The organism is Mycobacterium sp. NGS48, assembly GCF_059812585.1.
In genome coordinates this window covers 1-23,890 of record NZ_JCALCY010000028.1, presented here as the reverse complement: position 1 = coordinate 23,890, position 23,890 = coordinate 1, and the positions used below count along the sequence as shown (strand labels likewise).

At 61.9% G+C, this 23,890-nt stretch carries 26 protein-coding genes and 1 pseudogene; 24 read left to right on the top strand and 3 right to left on the bottom strand.

What is annotated here, in order from left to right; all coding sequences use genetic code 11:
- Positions 1-230: 230 nt before the first annotated feature.
- Entirely contained in the window at positions 231-1,262 is a 1,032-nt protein-coding gene (locus tag AC5Y42_RS23095; RefSeq protein WP_499900887.1) for a tyrosine-type recombinase/integrase, read from the bottom strand.
- A 318-nt stretch (positions 1,263-1,580) separates the two neighbouring features.
- Here AC5Y42_RS23095 and AC5Y42_RS23090 point away from each other — a divergent pair, with 318 nt between their 5' ends.
- Entirely contained in the window at positions 1,581-1,763 is a 183-nt protein-coding gene (locus tag AC5Y42_RS23090) for a hypothetical protein (RefSeq protein WP_499900886.1), read from the top strand.
- A 205-nt stretch (positions 1,764-1,968) separates the two neighbouring features.
- Here the strand turns inward: AC5Y42_RS23090 and AC5Y42_RS23085 are convergent, their stop codons facing one another.
- Entirely contained in the window at positions 1,969-2,397 is a 429-nt protein-coding gene (locus tag AC5Y42_RS23085) for a hypothetical protein (RefSeq protein WP_499900885.1), read from the bottom strand.
- A 65-nt stretch (positions 2,398-2,462) separates the two neighbouring features.
- Between AC5Y42_RS23085 and AC5Y42_RS23080 the strand changes: the two genes are divergently transcribed.
- The 11 genes and pseudogenes from AC5Y42_RS23080 to phtC all read left to right on the top strand — a co-directional run bounded on the left by AC5Y42_RS23080 (position 2,463) and on the right by phtC (position 11,248).
- On the top strand, positions 2,463-2,705 hold the full coding sequence (locus AC5Y42_RS23080) for an oxidoreductase dimerization domain-containing protein (protein ID WP_499900884.1): 243 nt from the start codon (positions 2,463-2,465) through the stop codon (positions 2,703-2,705).
- Between the two features lie 127 nt (positions 2,706-2,832).
- The gene (locus tag AC5Y42_RS23075; protein ID WP_499900890.1) at positions 2,833-3,378 is read left to right on the top strand and encodes an NADPH-dependent FMN reductase; all 546 of its coding nucleotides are present in this window, start codon (positions 2,833-2,835) and stop codon (positions 3,376-3,378) included.
- Between the two features lie 41 nt (positions 3,379-3,419).
- Positions 3,420-5,107, top strand: a pseudogene (locus AC5Y42_RS23070) (phosphoketolase family protein); the annotation flags it as partial.
- Positions 5,108-5,128: 21 nt separating this feature from the next.
- A complete protein-coding gene (locus AC5Y42_RS23065) occupies positions 5,129-5,830 on the top strand; it encodes an IclR family transcriptional regulator (RefSeq protein ID WP_499900889.1) in 702 nt (233 codons plus the stop codon).
- Positions 5,831-5,890: 60 nt separating this feature from the next.
- A complete protein-coding gene (locus AC5Y42_RS23060; protein WP_499900883.1) occupies positions 5,891-7,342 on the top strand; it encodes a Rieske 2Fe-2S domain-containing protein in 1,452 nt (483 codons plus the stop codon).
- 53 nt (positions 7,343-7,395) lie between these two features.
- Positions 7,396-7,911, top strand: coding sequence for a 3-phenylpropionate/cinnamic acid dioxygenase subunit beta (locus AC5Y42_RS23055; protein WP_499900888.1), 516 nt, complete (start codon positions 7,396-7,398; stop codon positions 7,909-7,911).
- Positions 7,908-8,222, top strand: coding sequence for a dihydrodiol dehydrogenase (locus AC5Y42_RS23050; protein WP_499900882.1), 315 nt, complete (start codon positions 7,908-7,910; stop codon positions 8,220-8,222). The genes AC5Y42_RS23055 and AC5Y42_RS23050 overlap by 4 nt, the downstream gene beginning before the upstream one ends.
- Entirely contained in the window at positions 8,219-9,028 is an 810-nt protein-coding gene (gene hcaB / locus AC5Y42_RS23045; RefSeq protein ID WP_499900881.1) for a 3-(cis-5,6-dihydroxycyclohexa-1,3-dien-1-yl)propanoate dehydrogenase, read from the top strand. Before AC5Y42_RS23050 ends, hcaB (AC5Y42_RS23045) begins: the two co-directional genes overlap by 4 nt.
- A 16-nt stretch (positions 9,029-9,044) precedes the next feature.
- Entirely contained in the window at positions 9,045-9,239 is a 195-nt protein-coding gene (locus AC5Y42_RS23040) for a ferredoxin (protein ID WP_499900880.1), read from the top strand.
- Entirely contained in the window at positions 9,239-10,477 is a 1,239-nt protein-coding gene (locus AC5Y42_RS23035; protein ID WP_499900879.1) for an NAD(P)/FAD-dependent oxidoreductase, read from the top strand. The genes AC5Y42_RS23040 and AC5Y42_RS23035 overlap by 1 nt, the downstream gene beginning before the upstream one ends.
- A gap of 9 nt (positions 10,478-10,486) precedes the next feature.
- On the top strand, positions 10,487-11,248 hold the full coding sequence (gene phtC, locus AC5Y42_RS23030; protein WP_499900878.1) for a 3,4-dihydroxyphthalate decarboxylase: 762 nt from the start codon (positions 10,487-10,489) through the stop codon (positions 11,246-11,248).
- Here phtC and AC5Y42_RS23025 read toward each other — a convergent pair.
- Positions 11,227-12,045 carry an IclR family transcriptional regulator gene (locus tag AC5Y42_RS23025; RefSeq protein WP_499900877.1) on the bottom strand — a complete coding sequence of 273 codons (819 nt, stop codon included), beginning with the start codon at positions 12,043-12,045 and terminating at the stop codon, positions 11,227-11,229. The genes phtC and AC5Y42_RS23025 overlap by 22 nt on opposite strands.
- Positions 12,046-12,549: 504 nt before the next feature.
- Between AC5Y42_RS23025 and hcaB (AC5Y42_RS23020) the strand changes: the two genes are divergently transcribed.
- The 12 genes from hcaB (AC5Y42_RS23020) to AC5Y42_RS22965 all read left to right on the top strand — a co-directional run.
- Entirely contained in the window at positions 12,550-13,401 is an 852-nt protein-coding gene (gene hcaB, locus AC5Y42_RS23020; protein ID WP_499900876.1) for a 3-(cis-5,6-dihydroxycyclohexa-1,3-dien-1-yl)propanoate dehydrogenase, read from the top strand.
- A gap of 14 nt (positions 13,402-13,415) precedes the next feature.
- Positions 13,416-14,303, top strand: a complete 888-nt coding sequence (locus AC5Y42_RS23015) for a VOC family protein (RefSeq protein WP_499900875.1) — start codon at positions 13,416-13,418, stop codon at positions 14,301-14,303.
- A gap of 59 nt (positions 14,304-14,362) precedes the next feature.
- On the top strand, positions 14,363-14,755 hold the full coding sequence (locus AC5Y42_RS23010; RefSeq protein WP_499900874.1) for an SCP2 sterol-binding domain-containing protein: 393 nt from the start codon (positions 14,363-14,365) through the stop codon (positions 14,753-14,755).
- Positions 14,756-14,804: 49 nt separating this feature from the next.
- A complete protein-coding gene (locus tag AC5Y42_RS23005) occupies positions 14,805-16,211 on the top strand; it encodes an aromatic ring-hydroxylating dioxygenase subunit alpha (RefSeq protein WP_499900873.1) in 1,407 nt (468 codons plus the stop codon).
- A gap of 61 nt (positions 16,212-16,272) precedes the next feature.
- On the top strand, positions 16,273-16,788 hold the full coding sequence (locus tag AC5Y42_RS23000; protein WP_202349425.1) for an aromatic-ring-hydroxylating dioxygenase subunit beta: 516 nt from the start codon (positions 16,273-16,275) through the stop codon (positions 16,786-16,788).
- A 47-nt stretch (positions 16,789-16,835) separates the two neighbouring features.
- Complete coding sequence (locus tag AC5Y42_RS22995) at positions 16,836-17,066, top strand: dihydrodiol dehydrogenase (protein WP_202349424.1); 231 nt, start codon at positions 16,836-16,838, stop codon at positions 17,064-17,066.
- 56 nt (positions 17,067-17,122) lie between these two features.
- Positions 17,123-18,199: a dihydrodipicolinate synthase family protein gene (locus tag AC5Y42_RS22990; RefSeq protein ID WP_499900872.1), complete on the top strand. Its 1,077-nt coding sequence runs from the start codon at positions 17,123-17,125 to the stop codon at positions 18,197-18,199.
- On the top strand, positions 18,196-19,656 hold the full coding sequence (locus AC5Y42_RS22985) for an aldehyde dehydrogenase family protein (RefSeq protein WP_499900871.1): 1,461 nt from the start codon (positions 18,196-18,198) through the stop codon (positions 19,654-19,656). Before AC5Y42_RS22990 ends, AC5Y42_RS22985 begins: the two co-directional genes overlap by 4 nt.
- A 45-nt stretch (positions 19,657-19,701) precedes the next feature.
- Positions 19,702-19,908 (top strand): ferredoxin, encoded by a 207-nt coding sequence (locus tag AC5Y42_RS22980; RefSeq protein WP_202349421.1) that lies wholly within the window; start codon positions 19,702-19,704, stop codon positions 19,906-19,908.
- Complete coding sequence (locus AC5Y42_RS22975; protein WP_499900870.1) at positions 19,905-21,134, top strand: NAD(P)/FAD-dependent oxidoreductase; 1,230 nt, start codon at positions 19,905-19,907, stop codon at positions 21,132-21,134. Before AC5Y42_RS22980 ends, AC5Y42_RS22975 begins: the two co-directional genes overlap by 4 nt.
- 60 nt (positions 21,135-21,194) lie before the next feature.
- The gene (locus AC5Y42_RS22970; protein WP_499900869.1) at positions 21,195-22,688 is read left to right on the top strand and encodes an aldehyde dehydrogenase family protein; all 1,494 of its coding nucleotides are present in this window, start codon (positions 21,195-21,197) and stop codon (positions 22,686-22,688) included.
- 213 nt (positions 22,689-22,901) lie between these two features.
- On the top strand, positions 22,902-23,890 hold a 989-nt coding region (locus AC5Y42_RS22965), incomplete at its 3' end, for an AraC family transcriptional regulator (RefSeq protein WP_499900868.1).

Genomic DNA, 23,890 nt, shown 5'->3' with positions numbered 1-23,890 from the left:
GGTAGACGCGCGCTAGTTACGTGTCCAAATGGACACCGGGCAGTGACCGTTGGGCGGGTTATGACTCTGGAAGGCTGCGCGAAGGGGTAGTTAGGCCAACGGCAACCGACACGGCTTACTTGACATAGCGTGGATTATCAAGCATTGGTGATCGCCCCAGGCAACGGCGCCAAATCGTCACACTGACGATTTGAGACGGCCCGAGGCAGGCCGCTTCGGCGACCGCGTAGCTAAGGTGACCGCGACTGTTCGATGATGCCGTACAGCGGGTTTTGGGCTGCTGCGGCGCGGTTCTCGGCGCCGGCCCCGTCGACATATCGCTGGGAGGTGACCATCGATTCGTGCCCGAGGAGCTTCATCAAGGTGTAAACGCTGACCTCCGCGTTGGCCAGCTCGGTAGCGAAGGTGTGTCGGAAGCCGTGAACCAGGGCACCTCTGGCCCGCTGGCCGTTGAGCCCCGCCCTTTTGAAGGCCCGCAGCACCCGGTACTGCAGCGTGCCTCGGGTGATCCGCTCGCCGTCGTGGCCTACGAACAACGGGGTCGTCGTCGGCCAGTCGGCCAGCCCACCTTTGCGCGCATGCTTTCTAGCGCGGGGAAAGCGGGCGGCCCGCGAGTCCAGGTATTGCTCAAGCACATCGATGAGCGCCGGCTCGACCGGGATTCGGCGTTCCTTGTTGCCCTTGCCGCGCACATGGATGACACCACCCTGATCGGTGATGCGGATGTCGCCAACATTGGTGCCGATGAGTTCGTCGGCTCGAAGTCCGGCCAGCACCGCGGTCAAGACGATGGCCCGGTCCCGCTCGGCCCAATCCGAGCGGCGCCGCGATGTGCGATCGGTGTCTATTGTTGTGAGGACACCCGAAATCGTTTCAGCCCCAAGCCCTTTAGGCAGCGATTTAGGAACCTTTGGCCGCCCGATGAACGGCATCGGATTGGAAGCGATCAACTCACCAGTGTAAAGAAACGAACACACTGTGTTCCAGGTCGACCAGCAGCGCCGGATCGATGCGGCCTCGTGGGTGTCGGCGTAGGCGGCGAAGACTGTCCGCATCGCATCCTTGGTGATGACATCCGGTCGCAGGTGGGCGACATCCTCGCGATCGCCGGCCAGAAGCGTGGCGATGCCCTCGAAGTCCTGCCGGTATGCCTTAGTGGTATGCGGAGACGGCTTGCGGATGGCGCGATCGGCCAGGAACGCCAAAAACCATTCTGGGTAACGCAATTGGAGATTGTCACCTCCGTCTGACGCTGAAGCCATGAGCCTATTGTCGCACGCGTTGATGGATATCAGCAGTTATCCATCAACTGGTCGTGTCGCGCGTCAGAATTGACGGGTCTGGTCTTCGGCTTCTCGGGATCTCAACCGCTGTGTGAGCACACCCGATAGAGATAGCGACGACCGCCGAGGCGGTTCTTGGCACCGACGAGATGTCAAGTAGCGCCGTTTAATCCGAGTCCGCCTGGACATTCGTGGGCCCAGTGTTGGTCTTTGACCTCCGCGGTTGACGAATGGAGAAACCGTCGGGTTTGCCATCCCGGGCGGTCCGGCCGACTCGGTGGTGCAGAAAGGTGAAATATGACATCGACTATCCCATCGGTGGTACTGCCCTCCGGCGAGGCGATCGCTGTGCTGGGTCAGGGCACCTGGCACTTCGGCGAACATCGGGCGCGGCGGTCCGACGAGATCGCATCGCTCCGGCTCGGGCTCGACCCTGGGGATGACGGACCCGGCGTGTCATCGATAACGCCTGTGCGATGAGGAGATCCGGTGCCGGACACGGCTCCCACGGCGAGGTGAAGTGCTCACCGATCCATACCTCGTCGAACCCGAGCGCATCGAGTCGCGCGATCACCTGCAGGTCCCAGGCCTGGCCGTCGCCGATCGTGCGCTCGGGTGGATGCGACGGCATCAGCAGTGCACCCAGTCTCAAATGCGTCCCCCTAGGGGTTGGTTGCGCGTGCCGCTAGTTCGATGAGGCGTCCTCGAAGCCCCAACGCGCCCAATTCGATCGAACCTTTTCCTGAATAGGTTCGGGGTAGTTGAGCTCGAACGAGAGGACCCGTTTCTTGGGGTAGGCCGATGCGCTCCTAGCGTGGATCCACATCAGATCCGTGGCGGGCGGAAGGCCGAGCATGACGGCGAGCCGGGCCCAAGGCTGGCCCGGGGTACCGCTCTTGGCCATCCCGAAATCCGCGGCCCGAAAACCCGGCGGGGATCCCTTGATCCTGTTGAAAATCGCTCCGGGAGAAAGCGTCTCGGCCGTTTGCCGAAAGACCGCGCCCAGCTCCAGGTACCAGTCCACTTCGTCGTTGATCTCGAGCAATTCGCCCATGCTCTGCAGAGTTTCGAGAGCGGGGAATGCGGGTGCGATCGATCGACACGGCTCTGTCAAGCCTCCCTGGCGCGCTCAAGCGTAAGCGCCTAGTTCACGCGGAGCAATACGTATCACGAGCACCCGTGCGGGAGCAGCGTCCAACGCAGACCGGGTTGGTGATCGGGGCACACGCGATGGGCCGTCATGCCCAGGAATGGATCTCCGAGGTGTCGATGATGATCGGTGCCCAGACTCCGGTCGACGTCGTCAAGAATGTTGTGCACCCGTTCCCGACGTTCAGCGAAATCCTCGGGGTCCGGCTCTGCGGACCGTTCGGGCCGATGGCAGATTGCGGATCTGACCATGGTCCCCGAGTCGCGTCGTAAGCTCCTCTGTAACCGCCCATCGCCGTGAACATTTGGAGAAAGTCGTGAGTACCTACACAGTTGGCTACCTCGTCGGTAGCCTGTCTGTCGAGTCGATAAACCGCACCCTGTCGATGACTTGTCGTTCGTGGAGATCCCGATCAAGGATCTGCCGTTGTACAACCGGGACTTCGATGCCGATTACCCGCCGTCGGGCAAGGCGCTCAAGGAGGCGATCGCCTCCGTTGACGCGGTGCTGTTCGTGACACCGGAGTACAACTCCGATATCCGCGGCAGCCTGAAGAATGCCATCGACTGGGCAAGCCGGCCCTGGGGGACGAACTCGTTCGCGCATAAGCCCTCAGCAGTGCTCGGAGCCTCGCCCGGCAAAATCGGAACAGCGGTCGCCCAACAGAACCTGCGCAGCGTCCTCAGCTACTGCGATTCACCTCAGATGGGCGCACCGGAGGCCTACATTCAGCTCACCCCCGGACTGATCACTGGCGACGGTCAGGTCACCGAGGAGTCGACCGAGAAGTTCCTTAAGCGATTTCATGGCAGCGTTCGAAGTCTTCATCGTCCGGGTGCTCACCGTCCTCCCACGAGACAGCTGACCTTCGCGCGAAGGGCCTGCTGTCCCAATCATGTCCGACGCAGACCCCTGCCGTCGTCCGGTCCCCGTAACAATGGGTGAGTGCAGGAGAGGAAGGTCGACGCGTGACGCAGTTGGCGAGCATGGGCGGGGACACGTCGGCAGACAACCAGAACGGCGGCGGCGGTGAGACAATTGCACCCCGACCCTATGTTCTGGGCGACGTGTCCGGACTCCTGAACCGCGACGAATTGGCGGCGGTCGATGCCTGGTGGCGTGCGGCGAACTACCTCGCGGTCGGTCAGATCTACCTCTCGGGCAACCCGCTGTTGCGGGAGCCGCTGGTTCCGCAGCACATCAAGCCGAGGCTGTTGGGTCACTTCGGCACGGTCCCCGGGCTGAACTTGGTGTGGGTGCACGCCAACAGGCAGATCGCACAGCGCGGGCTGAATGCGGTATTCGTGGCCGGGCCCGGCCACGGGGGCCTGGCCCCAACGCCTGCGCGTGGTTGGAGGGCACGTATTCGGAGCTGTACAGCTACATCCCGCAGGACGCGACCGGGATGGCGGCGTTCTTCGCCCAGTTCTCCTATCCCGGTGGCGTGCCGAGCCACTGTGCCCCGAAGACGCCGGGATCATTCCACGAGGGCGGCGAGCTCGGGTATTCGCTGCTGCACGCGTTCGGGGCGGCATTCGACAATCCCGACTTGACTGTGTTCTGCGTTGTCGGTGACGGGGAGGCCGAGACCGGCCCGCTGGCAACCAGCTGGCACGCGAACACGTTTCTCAACCCGGTCCGCGACGGGGCCGTGCTGCCGATTCTTGCGCTGAACCAGTACAAGATCGCCAATCCCACGATTCTGGCCCGCATGCCCGAATCCCGGTTACTGGAGTTACTTCGCGGCTACGGCTATGAACCGCACGTCGTCTCCGGGAACGACCCCGCGGTGGTGCATCAGGCGATGGCCGAAACACTCGAGGTCTGCCTGGACCGCATTGAGCAGATCCAACAGGCCGCGCGGGCTGGCGGTGTCAGCTCTCAGCAGGTATGGCCGATGATTGTGTTGCGCACCCCGAAAGGCTGGACCTGCCCGCCGGTGGTGGATGGCCAGCAGGTGGAGGGCACCTTCCGTGCTCACCAAGTTCCGCTGCCCGCAGCGCGGACCGACGAGCGTCACCGTCAGGTGCTCGAGGAATGGCTGCGCTCGTACCGGCCAGAGGAGCTGTCCGACGACACCGGCCGACCGGTGCGCGAGCTACTGGATGTTGTCCCCGGCGGCGACCGGCGGATGAGCGCCAATCCGGTGGCCAACGGCGGAACTCTGCTTCGTGACCTGCGGCTACCCGACTGGCGCGACTACGGCGTGGAGGTGTCCGCCCCGGGGGCGACCGAACATGAGGCGACCCGGGTGCTGGGTGGCTGGCTGCGTGACGTCACCGACTTGAATCGGACAAACTTTCTGACCTTCGCCCCCGACGAGCTGGCGAGCAACCGGCTCCAGGACATCCTCGAGGTCACTGGACGGGACTGGCAAGCCGAGGTCGGCGAGTTCGACGAGAAACTCGACCCGCAGGGGCGGCTGATCGAGGTGCTCTCCGAACACATGTGTGAGGGCCTGCTCGAGGGCTACCTGCTCAGCGGGCGGCACGGACTGTTCACCTGCTACGAGGCGTTCATCCACATCGTCGATGCCATGTTCAATCAGCACGCCAAGTGGCTCGATGCCAGCGCGCAGGTCGCGTGGCGACGCCCGATCGCCAGCCTCAACTACCTGCTGTCCTCACACGTCTGGCGCCAGGACCACAACGGATTCACCCACCAGGACCCCGGCACGACAGTCACCTCTCGGCTCCTGGCGATATTGGGTGCGTTCGACGAGAGGCACCGCAGTCTGACGCTGACGGCGGTGGCCCGCCGTGCCGGAATGCCGGTACCCACGGCGCACCGCCTCATCGGCGGGCTGATCGAGGGCGGGGCGTTGCAGCGGCTCGCCGATGGTCGTTATGCGATGGGTCCGTTGACGTGGCGCGCCGGGTTACTGGCACCCGTTGGAGACGGCTTGCAACGGGTGGCAGAGCCCTTCCTGCACGACGTCTACGCCGCGACGTTGGCCACCGTGCACTTGGCGGTTCGGGATAGCGACCAGGTGTTGTATTTGGAGCGGATGGCGGGCCGCATGTCGGTGCCGATCCTGAGTGAGGTGGGCAGTCGGCTACCCATGCACGCCACCGGGGTCGGCAAGGTTCTGCTTGCTCATGCGCCTGCTGACGTTCAAGCACGGGTGTGTGCCAATCTGACGCGCATCACGCCGCACACGATCACGCGGCCGAATGTGCTGCGTGCGCAGCTGGCCCTGATTCGCCGCGAGGGCGTGGCCACGACAAGCGAAGAGATGTCGCGCGGGGCCTGTTCCCTTGCGGTGCCGGTGGTTCAGTCCTCAGACGGTGCTGTTGTGGCCGCGATCGGGGTGGTCGTCGCGACCCTAAAGCGGGACCGCCAGCGACTTTTGGGCGCACTGCAGGTCGCCGCCCGAGGCATCAGCCGGCTGATGTGACTCTCTGTTCTACAGAGGATAAGTTGACTATCTCTCCGTAAAGGAAGCATCCTTGCCGGTATGGGCGATCTGCGACGAGTTCTCGACGATGTGCGTGGCGGGATGATTCCGGCGCACATTTACAACGACGCGGACATCTTCGAACTCGAGAAAGAGCGGATTTTCAGCCGCGCCTGGCTTTTCGTGGCCCACGAATCCGAAATACCGCAGGATGGCGACTATGTCGTGCGGCGGGTCCTCAACGACTCGTTCATCATCGCCCGCGATTCGAAGGGCGAGATCCGGGCAATGTTCAACATGTGCCTGCACCGCGGAATGCAGGTGTGCCGCGCCGAGATGGGCAACGCATCGAACTTCCGCTGTCCATATCACGGCTGGTCCTATCGCAACGACGGCCGCATCGTTGGCTTACCCTTTCACAAAGATGCCTACGGCGGCGAGGACGGGTTCAAGAAAAACGGCCAAACCCTGCTGCCCGCACCGAATCTGGCGAGCTACAACGGGCTGATCTTCATAAGTCTGGACGCCGACGCCGACGCCGAGCCGCTCGAGGACTACCTGGGTGACTTCAAGTTCTACCTCGACTTCTATACCAGGCAGAGCAACCACGGGCTGGAAGTACGGGGGCCGCAACGGTGGCGAATTAAGGCCAACTGGAAAATCGGTCTGGAGAATTTCGCCGGGGACATGTACCACACGCCGCAGACCCACGCTTCGGTCGTGGAAATCGGCTTGTTCCGCGAACCGAAAGCCGAAAAGCGCAAGGACGGCGCGACCTACTGGGCACATCGCGGCGGCGGAACGACGTACAAGCTTCCCTCGGGAACATTCGAAGAACGCATGCGCTATGTCGGCTACACCGACGACATGGTCGGCCGCATGAAGGAAGTCTGGACAACAGAGCAGCAGAAAGTGGTGGGGGAGGACGGCTTTATGATCTCGGCGGCCTCGTGCTTTCCGAACCTGAGTTTCGTGCACAATTGGCCCAAGGTGGAAGAGGGCAGCCAAACGGGAAGCGATGTTTTGCCGTTCATCTCGATCCGCGCGTGGCAGCCGATCAGCCAACACGAGACTGAGGTGTATTCGTGGTTCGCGGTCGATTCCGCCGCGCCCGAGCAATTCAAGAAGAACTCGTACAAGGCCTATCTCATGTGTTTTGGTTCCACCGGCATGTTCGAGCAGGATGACGTCGAGAACTGGGTTTCGCTCACCAACACGGCCGGCGGTTCGATGGCGCGCCGACTCCTGTTGAACAGTCGGATGGGCCTGTTGAGCGATGATCAGCCCGTCGCAGAGGCCTTACCCCCGGATCTGTTCCACGGCCCTGGTGTCGCCCGGGTTGGGTACAACGAGTCAAACCAACGCGCTCTCCTCAACATGTGGGCTGACCATCTCACATCGCCTACGGCACCGACCCGCCGAACCGGCATCGGTACCCACAATCCGGAAGGCCTCACACCGCTACGGCAGACGAACCACTCGATGCCGGCGATCACAGAGGTGCACCGGTGACGACCCATTCCGAGCAGGCCGTCCTCGGCGATCACGCGCCACGCCAGCAACGGGTGGGAAGGCCGTTGCCGTTTAATGACCAACGGCACTTACAAGCGCACCAGTTCCTCGTGGACGAGGCCTACCTGCTCGACGCCCAGCAATACCGCGAATGGCTGGACCTACTCACCGACGACATTCACTACCTCATGCCGGTTCGCGTGACGACGGCACTCGGCGCCGGCTTCGACACTTCGCCGGGCATGGCGCACTTCGATGAGAACAAGTACTCGTTGAGCCGACGGGTGGCGCGGTTCCTCACAGAGCATGCCTGGACCGAGGATCCGCCGTCGCGGTTACGCCACTACGTCACCAACGTACGTACGTTCGCCGCCGAGGAGGGCCACCTTGTTGTCGAATCGGCCGAATTACTGTTTCGCAGCCGTGGTGACGTCAACGAGTCGGCGTTGGTTTCCTGCGGTCGGGAAGACTTGTTGCGCCTCGAGCAGGACCGGTGGAAGTTGGCTCGGCGCACCGTCTTGATCGATGAGTCGGTGATACGAATGCAAAATCTGGCGGTATTTTTATGAGCTTGCAAGGGGAGGACGACCGCGAAGACGCGCGGGCGGCCCGCCTGGCGGCGCAGGAGCTGGCCGCATTCCTGGAAGGCGCCGTCGGTGAACCACTCACGGTGGCAAACGAATTCACCGAAGTTGTGCTGCGCCGTGTTGACACCAGGAACGGATCGCGACTGCTGATCTCCTCTCCCCGGTCCGGGCAATGGATCACGCTCGATGCTCTCGAGGTCGAGGCGTTGACGTGGCAGAACACCCGAACTCTCGCGGCGATGGTGGGCAACGTATGTGCCCCGCTGTTCCCCGACGACGAGAGTTCGCCATGACTGGATGGCTCGAGGGAAAGCGCGCCTTGGTCGTCGGTGCGGGTTCCGGCATCGGCAGGGCAGTCGTTGACGCCTACCGCGCCGAAGGCGCCCGGGTTGCCGTGCTGGAACGCGACGGCGGTAAATGCGCAACACTGCGCGGCGAGCTGCCGGATGTTCCTGTGGTGGAGGGTGACGCGACGTCGCGCGAGGCCAACGACACCGCTGTCGCCGCCGCCGTCGAGAGCTTCGGCGGGTTGGACACACTGGTCAATTGTGTTGGAATCTTCGACTTCTACAAGGGGATTACCGACATCAACGCCGATGACCTGAGCAAGGCCTTCGACGAAATTTTTCACACGAACGTGCTGAGCCATCTGCAATCGGTCAAGGCCGCCGTTCCTGCGCTTCGGGCTCAACCTGGCGCCTCGATCGTGCTCACCGAGTCGACGTCATCGTTCTACCCGAGTCGCGGCGGGGTGCTGTACGTGGCGTCGAAGTTCGCGGTGCGCGGTCTGGTCACGACACTGGCATACGAACTGGCGCCACATATCCGAGTCAACGGCGTGGCACCAGGGGGCACGTTGAACACCGATCTTCGTGGTCCGCAGAGTTTGTCGTTGGAGGACAGACGGTTGGACGCCACGCCAGCGCGGGCTCGCGACCTTGCGGCACGGACGCCGTTGAATGTCGCGCTGTCCGGCGAAGACCACGCTTGGAGTTTCGTTTTCCTGGCATCTGACCGGTCCCGAGGGATCACGGCCGGCACAACCCACCCCGACGGCGGATTCGGGATGGGCGCGCCAAGACCGGTGCCACCGAGTTAGCGAAGGGGATAGCAGCGTGCCAACAGTCAAAGCCGATCTGGGTGCGTGTCAGGGGTACGCCAACTGTGTTGCTGCCGCCGACGAGTACTTCGATGTCGACGACGACGGTGTGGTGGTCCTACTGGTGACCAACGTGGCCGAATCCGACCGTGCCCGGGTAGAGGAAGCGGCGCGAAGCTGCCCCGTTTCCGCCCTGCGGGTTGAGGATTGATGGGTCGCCCAACTGCGGTCATCGTCGGAGCATCGATCGGCGGGGTGCGCACGGCGCAGGCGCTGCGAGCAGCGAACTACCCAGGACGAATTGTTCTCCTCAGCGATGAGCAGCTGTCCCCCTACGACAAGCCACCACTGTCCAAGGCATTCCTCGCCGGCACGTGCGCACCAGGCGATATCACCCTGCTAAACCAGCGCGACGCCGACGAACTGGACATCGATGTCCGGCTGGGCTGCCGAGCCGCACATCTACATCTATCGCGCGACGAAGTCGAACTCGACAACGGTGAGTACCTGAGGTTCGATCATCTGGTCATCGCGACGGGGGCGCGGGCCCGGCCCTCACCGTGGGGTCAACCCGACGGCCTGCACATGCTACGCACCTACGAGGACTCGCAGCGGCTGCGCGCGGACCTGACACGAGGTGGTCGGCTGGTGGTTGTCGGTGGCGGCTTCATTGGCGCCGAAACAGCCGCTACCGCACGTTTATTGGGACTTTCTGTCACTATCATCGATCCCAGCCCCGTGCCGATGGAACGCGTGCTGGGCGCACACATCGGAGAAAGATTCACCCGACTGCACGAAAGCAACGGCGTCACCACAATCTTCGGTGTCGGAGTGGAAGGGATTACGGGCCGGCGCGCAGGGTTCCGTGTGGCCCTGACGAACGGCTGCATCCTCGACTCTGACTACGTCGTCGTCGGAATCGGCGCTATTCCGAACGACGACTGGTTGACCTCGTCGGGCCTGCATATCGACAACGGCGTTATATGCGACAAGTACCTCCGTGTGCCGGATGCGCTGAACGTGTTTGCAGTCGGGGATGTCTGCCGCTGGCAGAATCCGCGTCATGATCGGCTCACCCGCGTGGAACACTGGACCAACGCCGTCGAGCAGGCGGCAATCGTCGGGCACAACATCACGCAACCAACCGCGCTCATCGCCTGCGCGCCTGTCGAATACGTCTGGACCGACCAATACGACTGGAAAGTCAGGGTCGTCGGCCAAGCCGGCATCGCCGAGAACCGTCACGTCGACGTGGTCGGCGAGAACAGTCGCACCGGCCGATTCGCCGGACTGTACAGCCCAGACGGCCGCACATTGAGCGGCATGGTCGTCGTCAACTGGCCGCGGGCCCTCGTCGCAGGACGAAGAGCGCTCGCACAGCGCACACCGTATGTGGTGTTCAAAGAAACGCTCGAACGACTTGCGGGACCGCGACACATCGATGCATAGGGGCACAACGTGACAGACGGGTTGGAACAGCAACGCGCGACGGTGGCCGCAGCGTGCCGAGTCGCAGCTGCTCGAGGATTAGTTGACGGCATCCTCGGCCATATCAGTCTCCGTGTCGACAACGAAACCCTGTTGCTGCGTTGCCGCAGCGATACCGATAACGGCGTCGCATATACCCGTCCGGCCGATGTCCGGTTGGTGCGCTTTGACGGAACAGCCGGTGCCGCGGGTGAACTCGATGGCTATCGGGTACCCAACGAATTCCCGATCCATGCCGAAACCCTGCTCGCGGCCCATCAGCACCGGGCGGTCGCACACCTGCACCCACCGCAAGTTGTGGCCGCCGACCTCGCCGGAATCACCATCCGCCCGATCTACGGTGCATACGACATCCCCGGTGCATGGCTGGCACGCGGGGCCGTACCCGTCTACGAACGTGCGGTACTGATCCGCAGCGCAGCGCTTGGCAAGGAATTGGTCGCTGCCATGGGGAACCGGCCGGTCGTGATCTGCCGCGGGCACGGAATCGTCAGTGCGGCAGCCACAGTCCAGCAAGCCGTGCTGCAAGCCATCAGCCTTGACGAACTGGCTCGCACGTCGTTGCGCATCCTCTCCGCCGGCGGCACGCTGCGCGACATCGACGACACCGATTGGGCTGACCTGCCGGATCTGGGGCCAAGCTTCACTGCCGACGCGGCATGGCGGCACGAGATCGCTCGCATCCACGAACCCGTAGCGGGTTCCGGGGGTTACGGCGCCTCGCCGAGATGATCGCCGATCTCCTTGCCCGCCTCCAAGAGCCCCGCCGCAACCATGGGGTACTGCGACGCCTTGAGGCGGTTTACCGGAGCGGCGGCGTTGAGGGCCAATCGCAAACCGGGCGCGCGGGTGCGGATCGGCACAGCGACTGATGCAACGCCTTCCTCACTCTCTTCGCGATTCACCGCGTAACCTCTGCGCCGAATTCGGCTGAGCTCCTTCAGCAGCTCGATTCGGGTAGCGATGGAATTGCTTGTGATTCGCTCGAGAGCGTCGTCCGGATAGAGTCGTTGAACCTCCGCGTCCGACAGTTGGGCGAGCATCGCCTTGCCTGTCGAGGTGCAGTGTGCCGGCACGGTCAAGCCAAGGCGGGATGCGACACGCACGGCAGTTGGCCCCTCGACAGCGGCGACGAAACGAACGGCGGGTCCTTCGAGCATGCCCATGTGGACGGATTCACGGAGCCGTTCACTGAGTCGACGCATGATTGGTGTCGCCGTTCTCGGCAGATCGATGCGGCTAAGGGCCGCGAACGCGATACCGGTGATTGCCGGACCCGCGTGATAGGCCTTCGTCGCAGGATCTTGGCGAACGAAGCCGCGGTACTGCAGCATCGCGAGCAGCCTGTGCGCGGTCGAGGAGGCGACATCTAGATACCGCGTCGCCTCGCTCAGCCGTACCTCTGGCTGTTCTGCCACGAGCAGAATGAGCTTCAACGCCTTATCCACCGATTCGATCGGATATTGCGGCAGCAGCGCATCTTCGGGTGCGGGCGCAGAGACCGGCCGACGCCGTCCATCTTTCTGCATGACAGAGACCATACCTGCCAAATTGGAAGCATGGAAAGCTTAGTTCACGGAACTTCCCGCCTGACTATCTTCTACGGACAGCTGCTCGGGCTTCAAGAAACTTGGTATGGGCGCCTCTCGGTCGTCGAATGTCCCGAATAGGCAACCGATTCCATCGATCACCGTGCCGTCAGCGGACATCGACAACTCCATAAAAGATAAGGCACCAAATAGGCGCTCTCTGCTATGCAGATTCAGTCTCTGCTAGGAAGCCCAAGTCGCAGCCGTACCCAGGTCAAGGACCCTCAGCAGGCGCCCGTTCGACGCTGGGCCCCGAGGGGCGACGCACTGCCATCACCTGGGCGCTGCGCGAATTGGAGTTATTGAAGCGCTTGAGGGATAGCTCTCCTGGCGCAGGGAGGAGAAGCTGGCATCCAGCAAAGGAGGGCTCTTGACGCACACTCGCACACTGGCAGCAACCGCCCTCCGCATCCACGAACGGGTGAAGAGCATAGGACACAAAAGATGGGTTGGCTTTCAGGGCGCGTAGCCCTTATAACCGGCGGCGCATCGGGAATTGGTCGCGCTGTGGCCGAGCGGTTCCTGGCAGAGGGGGCATGCGTAGCAGTATTGGATCGTTCGGAGCGCAGGCTCGGCGATCTCGAGAGCGAAAGCGGCAACCTCCTCACCGTGGTCGGGGACGTGACGTCGTTCGTGGATAATCGCCGAGCGGTCGAAGCTGCGGTCGCGGCATTCGGCAAGCTGGACGTCTTCGTTGGGAATGCCGGAATTTTCGACTATTTCGTGCCGCTCGTAAATTTCGAGGGCCCCGATCTCAGCAGCGCGTTCGACGAGATATTTGCGGTCAACGTAAAGGCCTATCTGCTAGGTGCCCGAGCGGCGGTGCCTGCACTTCTCGAAAGTGACGCTCCCAGCATCATTTTCACCGTCTCCAACTGCGGATTTTATACTTCTGGCGGCGGGCCACTGTATACGGCGTCGAAGCATGCGGTTGTCGGGGTGGTGCGCCAACTCGCCTACGAACTTGCACCGAGGATCCGCGTCAACGGTGTCGCGCCGGGCGGCACCATCACCGATCTACGGGGTATCGCGGACCTCGACCAGGGTGACACTGCACTATCCGCAGTCCCCGATATCGGGGAAATGCTGAGTACCACCAATCCTCTTCAGCGTGCCCAGGATCCGGCTGACCACGCCGGGGTGTACCTACTACTCGCGTCCACAGAGAACTCTCGAGCCGTGACAGGAGTCATCATCAACAGCGACGGAGGCCTTGGCGTCCGCGGAATGCTGCAACCTGCCGGCGGCCTTGGTCTGACCACCGTGTCGACGGGCGCGGCGCCCGAGCCAGTCTAGAAGGGGTTAGAACAATGCTTGTCAGATCGCTGGGATACCTCGGAGTGGAATCGCCAGACTTCAAGCAGTGGCACGATTTTGGTCCTGACGTGCTTGGCATGCAAGCAATCGAGGCTGACGACGGCGCCGTACTGCTGCGGATGGACGACGCCGCCCACCGAATCGCGGTCCACCCTGGCGAGCGTAATCGACTGCGGTACACGGGCTGGGATGTGGGCGGTGAAGACGGCCTAGAAGCAGCCGCTGAAATCCTCCAATCGCGGGAAGTGCCGTTCGAGGTGGGAACGGATGAGGAACTGGCAAGCCGCGGCGTGCTCGGACTTATCGCTCTCAACGACCCGATGGGTCTGCGCCACGAGTTGTTCTACGGGCAGAAGTTCATTCCGAAATCTTTCCAGCCGGGCCGACCGATGTCCAGATTCATCACCGGATCCCAGGGACTCGGTCATGTCGTTCTGGCAACGCCGGACCTTAAGCAGTCCGATCGCTTCTTTCGGGATGTGTTCGGATTCCGAAAGAGCGACGAGATCTACACCTTCATCGACCTTTGGTTCTACCACTGCAATCCACGCCATCACAGTCTCGCATTGACACCAATCCCCGGCGTTCGTGGATTACATCACGTGCTGGTCGAGGTGGAGGATCTCGACGACGTCGGTACGGCCTACGACCTGTGCATATCACGAAAGATTCCGCTCAGCATGACTTTAGGCCGGCATGTCAACGACCGGATGGTCTCCTTCTACGTGCGCACACCATCCGGGTTCGACATCGAGTATGGCTGGGGAGGCGTCGCGGTCGACGACGCGAATTGGACAGTCGCACAGTATGACCGGCCCAGTGTGTGGGGTCACCAACTCGTGGCCCGGACACCGCCAGGGGCACTCGAACCAGCCGGCTAGAACATCGCCACAGCAGTGAGACAGACAAACGGATCAGCACACACCAAGGGAGAAGAGTTATGACGATTCAATTCCTCACTGAGCAGTGGGCGGACGCAGTGACCACCGCAGCCAACAAGGACGAAAAGTTTCGAGCAGCGGCAAAAGGACACGAGCTCGTGCTGCAGGTTGCGGTGTCCGACAGTCCCCAGAGCAGTGAGTACTACATGCATTTCGACAACGGAACTCTCGACGTCCGGATTGGACCCGCGCCCAGCACGCCAGATGTGCGCGCCGAGATGACTTACGAGACGAATGTCGCTCTTTCCAAGGGTGAACTCAACGGGCAGACCGCAGCGATGACCGGGCGTATGAAGGCGGAAGGCGACATGCTCAAGATGATGTCGGTCGCGAAGGCACAGGACCGGCTAGCGCAGATCGAAAGTGCTCTGGATCTCGCATACCAACTCTAGTTCATCCCTTGCGTGTGGCGCACTCCTAACCCCAAAGATTGGAAATCGAATGGCAATTGTCGGCAATGACGCGGACCTACAGAGACTCATCGCAGAAGCAAAAGAAAGCATCGAGCGAGGGCAACTACCGGGTGGGTTGGTTGCCAACCCACGCATTCACGAGCTCGAGGCCCAGCGCGTCTTCGGTCGGTGCTGGGAATTTCTCGCCCACGAGACCGAGATCCCTCAGCCAGGTGACTACGTCGTGCGTTATCTGGCCGGAGGGTCGGTCATCGTTGTCCGTACGGAAGACGGTGCAATCCGCGCGATGGCCAACTCATGTCGGCACCGCGGAACAATGTTGTGCCGCACCGAGATGGGTAACACATCGCATTTCCGCTGCCCTTATCACGGCTGGACCTATAAAAATACCGGAGCGTTGGCCGGCGTCCCGGCGCAAAAAGAGGTCTACGGGGTAGAGATGGACAAGGAGAAATGGAGCCTGACCCAGGTTCCGCGCCTGGAATCGTACGACGGTCTGATCTTTGGTTGCGTCGACGACGCGGCTCCCAGCCTTGTTGACTATCTGGGAGAGATGACTTGGTATCTGGAATTGATGACCAAGCGAAGCCGAGGTGGCCTCGAGGTCCGCGGCGAGCCGCAACGCTGGATCATTGACGCCAACTGGAAACTCGGCGCGGACAACTTCGTCGGCGACGCTTACCACACCCTGATGACCCATCGCTCGATGGCCGAACTCGGCCTGGTACCACCAGATCCGAAGTTCGCATCTGCGCCGGCGCACATTGGTCTTTCCAACGGCCACGGTCTGGGCGTGCTCGGTGTGCCGCCCGGCTATCAGATGCCTCCCTACCTCGGTTACCCAACGGAGATCGTGGAGGGCCTCGTCGAGGCATACGGTGACCAAACGCATGCTGATGTCCTACAGAGATCAATCTTCTTGCATGGCACCGTATTTCCGAATTTGTCGTTCCTCAACGTCCTCATCGGGAAGGACCACAAGTCGCCGCCCGTGCCGATGTTAACGCTGCGGCTGTGGCGGCCTTTAACCCACGACACGATGGAGGTCTGGTCGTGGTTTCTCATCGAAAAGGATGCCCCCGAAGCGTTTAAACAAGAGTCATATGAAACATATGTCCGTACCTTCGGCGTATCGGGGGTCTTCGAGCAAGACGACGCCGAAAACTGGCGCGCAATTACCCGCGGCACACAAGGCCGTCTCGCTGGCGGCCAGATGTTGAATTTCCAGATGGGACTGGGCGTGTTGGGCAGCGATGAGCACTGGAAGGGTCCCGGACGGGCGCTGGCCAGCGGTTACGCGGAGCAGAACCAGCGGGAATTCTGGGGTCATTGGCTTGATCACCTTTCAACCGATGACGCCGGCGTCCAAGATCTCTGGGCGAAGACAACCGACGGTGCGCAGACCGCGGCCGCCAGGGCGGAAGCGGCATCATGACGGTGTATGAAATCTGCTGCGGCGTACAAGAAAATCTATCAACGGTGAGGGATGGTGTGGCGTGGTAGCAACGACCGGTGAAGAGCTGCTGCTCCGAAACGAAATCGAAGCTTTTCTTTTCGATGAGTCAGAACTGTTGGACGATGGACGGTTTCACGACTGGCTAGAACTGTGCTCAGAAGATATCCGCTACGTCATACCCGTGCGGGTGACCAAGGAACGCGGTGCGGATGGTATTTCGACTGTCATGACGCACTGGGATGATGACTACACGGGCTTGCAAATGCGGGTCCTGCGGTTGGACACCGAGTACGCCTGGGCCGAAGATCCAGCGTCACGGATACGACATTTCGTATCCAATGTACGGGTGCGATCGACGTCGCAGGCCGATGAGTACGAGGTGCGGTCGAACCTGCTCGTGTCTCGCAGCCGGGGGGATAGCCCAACGGTTGACCTGGTCGTGGCGGAGCGGCGGGACCGAATTCGGCGGACGGAGGCCGGATTACGTCTGGCTGCCCGCACAGTCATCCTCGATCACTCGGTGATCGGGACGCACAACCTGGCGTTCTTCTTCTAGTCGGGGCCCGCGCGATATTGCGATCACACCAACAGGAGGACAACGTCATGGACGACCTTTCCAGCACGGCGGTGACCATTGCCAACGAGTTCGCGATGGTCACCGTCGGCAAAGTCCATACCCGTAACGGAGAACGACTAGAGATCATCAGCCCACGCCTAGGCTTTCGTATTCAGCTCGATCCGATGGAGCTGGAAAGCCTGTCGTGGCAGCCGAAGGAAGTCTTCTCCGAGTTTCTGCGCGAGCCTTACGGTCCAGGTCACCACACATCGGACTGATGGGTCTCCAACCACCGAGTGCGCATGTCCGATGAACATCCCGAAAGGACGCTGTTATGAGAGCAAAGAAAACAACGCTTTTAGCCGATGATATACGTGGCTTGTGGGCGTTCGTGCCGGCCCCCGGGAGCCCGGATGCTGCCGATGTCAACGCCATTGACACCGTGGATACCGAAGCGCTGTCGGAGTTGGTTGATCGGTTGGTGCGTGACGGGGCGGACGGGATTGTCACCACTGGAAGCGCCGGCGAGTCGCACACCCTGACCACCGAGGAGTACCGCACGCTCGTGAGCACTGTGGTGGACACGGTCAACGGGCGGGTGCCGGTATTCGTCGGGGCGAGCACATTGAACACGCGCGACTCCATTGCGCGGGCCCGACTCATCGCAGATCTCGGTGCGGACGGCATGATGACTGGTCCACCCATGTACCTCCCGCAAACAATCGACAACGCCGTTCAGTACTTCAAAGACCTCGCCGATGCAGTTCCCGAGCTAGCGATCATGATTTATCAGAATCCACATGCTTTCCGGATCACACTGCCGCCCAGTGCCTTCCGGGAGATCGCACAGATCCGCAATGTGGTGGCGCTCAAGCAGACGTCGATGGACATCTTTAATGTCATCGGTGCGATCAAGGCAGCCCAGGACGAACTGGCGGTCCTCGTCTTGGACCAGTTGATGTATCCGGCGATGTCATTCGGTGCGGCTGGCGGCTGGAGCATCGACGTTTGTATGGGTCCGTGGCCCTCGCTGTCGCTGCGCGATGCCTGCCAGCAGGCCGACTGGACCGAGGCAGCGCGGATTGCCGACGACATGCAAGCGCCGTTTCGCACATTGGGTTTATCAATGGAGGAATTCCAAGCCATGCAGTCGGCCTGGTGGAAGATCGCCATCGATGTCGCCGGATACGGTAGGGCTGGACCGGCGCGGCCACCGTTTATTCACATCCCCGACGCAGTCATTGACTCTGCCCGTCGCTATGGCACGCAATGGAGCGCCATGGCTGAGGGGTACCGCTTGTCACGCGGAGGCATCGAAGCGGGCGGTGGCACTGACGGCGCCAAGGTGTCAGCGACTGCCGTTGGGTACGAGCAATCTATTGCCGAAAGTGCTTCGAGGAGTTCGCGATGATCGCCGCAAAGCTGGTCATCAATGGGCGAGAAGAGTCGTCGGATCGACTGATTAGCGTCGTCAGCCCCGCCGATACCCGAATAACCGTCGGGACAATTCCGGATGCAGCTCCCGAGCAGGTCGACGCAGCGGTTCGTGCGGCGGCCACCGCTATGCCGGACTGGTCGGCGCGACCGGTTCAGCAACGACAGCAAGCGCTCATCGCGGCCGCAGACGTGATTCACGACATGATGGAGGAGTACGCGCCCATCCTCAGCCGCGAGAACGGCAAGATCCTCGCCGAGTCGCATCTTGACCTCGAATTCGCTTCGGGTATCTGCCGCTACACGGCCGGTATCGCGCCAGAGGCGCTGGCCGAGAGCGTTATTCGCGACACCGGCGGTACTACGGTGGTTCGACGCCGCGCCGTGGGTCCGGTCGCAGCGATTACGCCATGGAACTTTCCGGTCGTTTTGTCGTTCATGAAAATCGCGCCGGCGCTCGCGGCCGGGAACACCGTGGTCTTAAAGCCTTCGGAGAATTCACCGCTGGTCTTGGCCGAGGTTATCCGCGCTCTGCAGGAGCATTTTCCGCCAGGCGTGTTGAACATGGTCACGGGCGGCGACACGGTGGGCGCGGCACTCGTCGAGCATCCGCTGATTCGCAAGATCGGATTCACCGGCGGCATCGCCACTGGCCGCAAAGTGATGGCTTCAGCGGCCCGCGACATCAAGCGGATCACACTCGAACTCGGTGGCAACGACCCCGCAATCGTCCTCCCGGATGTGGAGCTGTCCGAGCAGACGATGCAAGCCCTCTCGACCGGGGCGTTCGCCGCGAGCGGCCAAGTGTGCTTTGGGCTGAAGCGCATCTACGTGCCAGACCGTCTCTACGACCGCTTCGTCGAAGCCTTTATGGCTGAGGTGGACAAGATCGTTGTCGGGCCGGGCGACGATCCGCGCAGCACCATGGGGCCGCTCAACAATGCAGAACAATGCGCGATCGTCGCGAAGATGCTGGAGGACGCTGCCGCCAACGACGGGAAGGTCTTGACGCTTGGCAGCAGGCTGGATACCGCGGCGTGGGATCACGGCCACTACATGATGCCGACTGTTGTAACAGACGCCAAACCTGGGCACTCCATCGTGGCGGAGGAACAGTTCGGGCCGGCCGTACCGATATTGCGCTATAGCGACCTAAACGACGTTATTAGCCTCGTTAACCGCCAGTCGTACGGCCTTGCCGCATCAATCTGGACAACGGACGAGGCACGGGCGTTCGAACTTGGGCAGCATCTAGATACGGGCTCGGTCTTCGTCAACAGTCACACTTTCACCTCGCTCGACCCCCGCGCGCCGTTCGGCGGCACCAAATGCAGCGGCATCGGTCGCGAATTCTCGCCGGCGAGCCTGGATGCCTACACCGAATTGCAGACGATCAGCCGGCGGGTGGGTCCGCCCGGGCCGCCGCTGACGTAGCCGACTGCACCCGAGTTCGAAAAATGAGAGAGAGGTGCCCGAGTCATGCGGGTAGAAGTTGATCCGCGGCGGTGCTGCGGTTACCGGGTCTGTGTCGACATAGCGCCGAGTGTCTTCCAGATCAATTCGCTCGGCAAGGCCAGCGTCATTACCAGTGATCTTTCGCCCCAAGTGGAAGGTGCGGTAAAAGAAGCTGCCCATGAGTGTCCAGGATCCGCAATTTCGATACACCAGGCCAGCATCAGTCAGTGAGGCGCAAGCAGGTGGTCGCCCTGGTTGGCGGTGGGCTGGCGGCAGTGTCTACCGCCAACGAGTTGCGCGACGCAGGATTCGACGGGAAGGTGCTTTTGTTCTCGGACGAAAATGTCGCGCCGTATGACCGTCCGCCACTGTCGAAGGCGGTTTTGACTGGTGAACTGACGGACTGTTGGCTGCGCCCGTCGTCCTGGTATGACGACTGTGACATCGACCTGCAACTAGGCGTGCGTGTCGACGCCATCGATGTCCGGCAACGTCGGCTGCAGTTGAGCTCCGGAGAGACGATCCGCTTCGACCACGCACTGCTGGCGACAGGGGCAAAAGCCCGATGGCCCGAAAATTTGGATTCGTCTTCGGATCGGGTGTTCGCATTGCGAACCCTCTCTGACTCCCTTGCCATTCGGTCGTCGCTGACTCCGGGAGCTTCAGTTGCGATAGTGGGCGGGGGATTCATCGGAGCCGAACTAGCCTCGAGCGCAACTTCTTTGGGATGTCGAGTAACGATGCTCGAGGCTATGACGGCTCCGTTCGAGCGCGTACTCGGCAAGACGGTCGGAGCGATGCTGGCGACCTTCTACGCAGAGCACGGTGTGCGATTGCTGACCGACGTACCTGTCCGCAGCATTGTTCCCCACGGTCATGGAGTGCACATCACGACCGGCGATGGTCGACTCTGGGATGCCGACGTGGCTGTCCTCGGCGTCGGCGCAACCCCCAATATCGAGTTGGCGGTCGCGGCCGGCTTGCCGGTATCCGACGGCATCGAGGTGGACGCGCGTTGTGCTACCCCGGCACCCTGCGTGTACGCGGCAGGGGACGTCGCCAGACGTCCGGAGCCCATCTGCGGCGGCAGGATCCGCATCGAACATTGGCAAAACGCCCAGAGCCAGGGCCTAACCGCCGCACGAGCCATCCTTGGACTTGACGGTACGGCCGCGGACGCACCTTGGTTCTGGTCCGACCAGTTTGGCAGGAATATCCAAGTCACGGGCTTCCCTAATCACGCGGATAAAGTTATCGCCAAGGGACACCCAAGCGAGGACAGATTCGTCGCGTTCTACCTCAAAGGCGACAGGCTCGTCGCAGCACTTGGGATTGATGCCACCCGCGACGTACATCTGAGCCGCCGCTTGATCGCTGAACGGCCGGCGGTGGATACGCGCGTGCTTTCCGGCGAGCACACAACTCTGTCAGCCCTCGTGGAGCCCAACACCGGGTAGCTACCGGGAGGTGAATCATCACCTCCCTCATCATCGTCAAAGAAGTGAGGATGTCGATTCGTGGCCACTACCATCAGGTCGCCGCGGCACAATGTCGCGGACAGGGAATGGCGGATAAGCCTCGGAGACCGAGAGCTGGGCGTCGGACACCGCTACGTGAGTCTGAATCCCACCACTGAGCAGCCGCTGGCGGAGGTTCCGGACTGTACGACCGATGACGTCGACATAGCCGTACGCCAAGCGGAAGATGCACAACGAAGCTGGTCTCGGATGGCGGTTCGGGCCCGTGCCCGTCACCTTCGATCTTTCGCCGATGCGCTTCGTGAACACCGCGAGGAGCTCGCTGTCCTCGATTCTCTCGACGGCGGATTCCCAGTCAGCGCCATGCGTCTTGACGTCGACGCCGCGGTGGAATACGTCGAAATCATGTGCGATCTTGCCCTGAGTCTGGGAGGGCGAACGATTCCGGCAACGGCGGAAAATCTGCACTACACACTGCGCGAGCCGTACGGCGTGGTGGCTCGTATCGTTCCCTACAACCATCCGCTGTTCTTTGCCGCGTCCAAGGTGGCCGCACCCCTGATCGCGGGAAACAGCGTAGTACTCAAGGCGCCCGAACAGACACCGTTGTCCGCGCTCCGCATCGCTGAGATTGCTCGTGAAGTGCTTCCCGTCGGTATCCTCAGCGTTTTGTCCGGCCAGGGTCCTGCCAGTGGGCGGGCACTAGTGCGACACCCGGCAGTGCGGCGAATCGCATTCATTGGCTCCGAAGGGACCGGTCGGTCCATCCTTCGTGACGCGGCGGAGACCGGCGTCAAGGACGTCACGCTCGAGCTCGGTGGCAAGAACGCAATGATCGTGTTGCCCGATGCGAACCCCGAGAGGGCGGCTGCCGGAGCTGTAGCGGGGATGAATTTCACTGCGACGATGGGTCAGTCCTGCGGTTCGACCAGCCGACTACTCGTCCACGAGGCTATCGCCGAGGATGTGCTCCGACACGTCGACGCCCTCGTGGGTCGGATCCGAATTGGTGATCCTCTGGCAGAGGAGACGCAGATGGGGCCATTGGTGAGCAGGCAGCACTACCAGCGTGTGCTTGACGCCATCGACTCCGCCCACCGTGACGGAGCCGAAGTCAGGATCGGTGGTGGGCGGCCCTCACACATCGGAGATACAGGCTATTTTGTTGGGCCGACGGTACTGACCCAAGTGCGTCCAGATAGCGCCGTCGCCCGCACCGAGATTTTTGGCCCGGTCCTGTCGGTGATGACATTCACCGATGTCGACGAGGCTGTCCAGATTGCCAATGACGTCGATTACGGGCTGACCGCGGCGGTCTGGACCGAAAACCTCCAAATGGCACACACTCTCGCGGCCCGGGTACAGGCAGGATACGTGTGGGTCAACTGCAGCGCGCGCCACTTCTGGGGAGTCCCATTCGGCGGTGTGAAGAGTTCGGGCATCGGGCGCGAAGACAGCGTGGAGGAACTCGTCTCGTTCAGTCAGATCAAGGCGGTCAACGTGCACTTATCCAGCCCGGAGCTGGCGAAGTGATGTGGCCACGGCGCGGCGCATACCGAGTAGGCAGATAACGCCTCTGCTTGCCAGAGATATTCGGGTTCGATACCTTGGTGGTGTGTGAGGTAGCCCACTACCGGATTCTTTATTTCCGGCCGCCATAGAAAGCATCGAACTGCGGTCCTTCGTGGCCCTGCAACCTATCGGACAAGCAAACGTGATTTTTGTCCGCCGAGTGAGGTATCGACGGTGAACCAAGGAACCATCGCCACCCCTACATACTTTCATCGGGAGCACGACGTTCGGACCGCCGAGCTCTCCGACGCCTGCAACGTCGCATCCCGTTTGTTCACGCCCCACCGTGTGGAATACACGGGGCGGTCTAGGCATCTGGACGCGCGGCTGAGCGCATCGCGCATCGGCGGGGTGACTGTCGGGTATCTCAGCTATGGCGCGGACGTCGAACTCGTCAACACAAGCGCGCTAGACAACTACCACATCAACGTCCCCTTGTTCGGACACGCCGAATCGTGGTGCGGTACCGAATCGGTGCTCGGTACACCTCTGCGGGCAGCCGTGTTCCTGCCAGGACGTCCCGCGGGGATCAAATGGGCCGCTGACTGCGCCCAGTTGTGCGTCAAGTTCAGCCGCGCAGATCTAGAGGTCGAAATAGAAGGCCTGCTCGGCCGACCGATCACCAAGCCTCTCGCCATCGCGACCAGCATGGACCTCACAACGGAAACCAGCAAAAGCTGGCTCGGTGTTCTGTCACTCCTCAGGCAGGAATTCGCGCGTTCCGAAAGCATTGCCCAGCACCCCCTTACCGGGAGACACCTCGAGCAACTCGTGATGCATGGTTTCCTCCTCGCACAGCCAGCTTTTCGTGAGGCGGCACTTGGTGATCGGGGTCAGACACTGCGACCGCGAACCGTGAGAAGGGCCATCGACTTGCTGAGAAGCCACCCGGAGAAGCCTTGGACGGTCACAGATCTGGCGCGCGAGGTCGGCATCGGCGTCCGCGCGCTGCAAGAGGCGTTTAAGCAGCACCTCGGTATGCCGCCGGTCGCTTATCTGCGTGAAATTCGCCTCTGCCGTGTCCACGCGGAGCTAACCGCGGCATCGCCTGACACGGTTACGGTGACCCAGATCGCCAGCAAATGGGGCTTCGGCCATCTGGGCCACTTCGGCGTCGCATATCGCCAGAAATTCGGAGTGACACCCAATCAGACGCTACGCAA

Bases quoted from the DNA above. Each gene is read 5' to 3' on its own strand.
- AC5Y42_RS23095 (WP_499900887.1), bottom strand. From the start codon at position 1,262: ATGGCTTCAGCGTCAGACGGAGGTGACAATCTCCAATTGCGTTACCCA.
- AC5Y42_RS23090 (WP_499900886.1), top strand. From the start codon at position 1,581: ATGACATCGACTATCCCATCGGTGGTACTGCCCTCCGGCGAGGCGATC.
- AC5Y42_RS23060 (WP_499900883.1), top strand. From the start codon at position 5,891: ATGGGCGATCTGCGACGAGTTCTCGACGATGTGCGTGGCGGGATGATT.
- AC5Y42_RS23050 (WP_499900882.1), top strand. From the start codon at position 7,908: ATGAGCTTGCAAGGGGAGGACGACCGCGAAGACGCGCGGGCGGCCCGC.
- hcaB (WP_499900881.1), top strand. From the start codon at position 8,219: ATGACTGGATGGCTCGAGGGAAAGCGCGCCTTGGTCGTCGGTGCGGGT.
- AC5Y42_RS23035 (WP_499900879.1), top strand. From the start codon at position 9,239: ATGGGTCGCCCAACTGCGGTCATCGTCGGAGCATCGATCGGCGGGGTG.
- AC5Y42_RS23025 (WP_499900877.1), bottom strand. From the start codon at position 12,045: ATGCAGAAAGATGGACGGCGTCGGCCGGTCTCTGCGCCCGCACCCGAA.
- hcaB (WP_499900876.1), top strand. From the start codon at position 12,550: ATGGGTTGGCTTTCAGGGCGCGTAGCCCTTATAACCGGCGGCGCATCG.
- AC5Y42_RS23015 (WP_499900875.1), top strand. From the start codon at position 13,416: ATGCTTGTCAGATCGCTGGGATACCTCGGAGTGGAATCGCCAGACTTC.
- AC5Y42_RS23010 (WP_499900874.1), top strand. From the start codon at position 14,363: ATGACGATTCAATTCCTCACTGAGCAGTGGGCGGACGCAGTGACCACC.
- AC5Y42_RS23005 (WP_499900873.1), top strand. From the start codon at position 14,805: ATGGCAATTGTCGGCAATGACGCGGACCTACAGAGACTCATCGCAGAA.
- AC5Y42_RS22995 (WP_202349424.1), top strand. From the start codon at position 16,836: ATGGACGACCTTTCCAGCACGGCGGTGACCATTGCCAACGAGTTCGCG.
- AC5Y42_RS22990 (WP_499900872.1), top strand. From the start codon at position 17,123: ATGAGAGCAAAGAAAACAACGCTTTTAGCCGATGATATACGTGGCTTG.
- AC5Y42_RS22985 (WP_499900871.1), top strand. From the start codon at position 18,196: ATGATCGCCGCAAAGCTGGTCATCAATGGGCGAGAAGAGTCGTCGGAT.
- AC5Y42_RS22980 (WP_202349421.1), top strand. From the start codon at position 19,702: ATGCGGGTAGAAGTTGATCCGCGGCGGTGCTGCGGTTACCGGGTCTGT.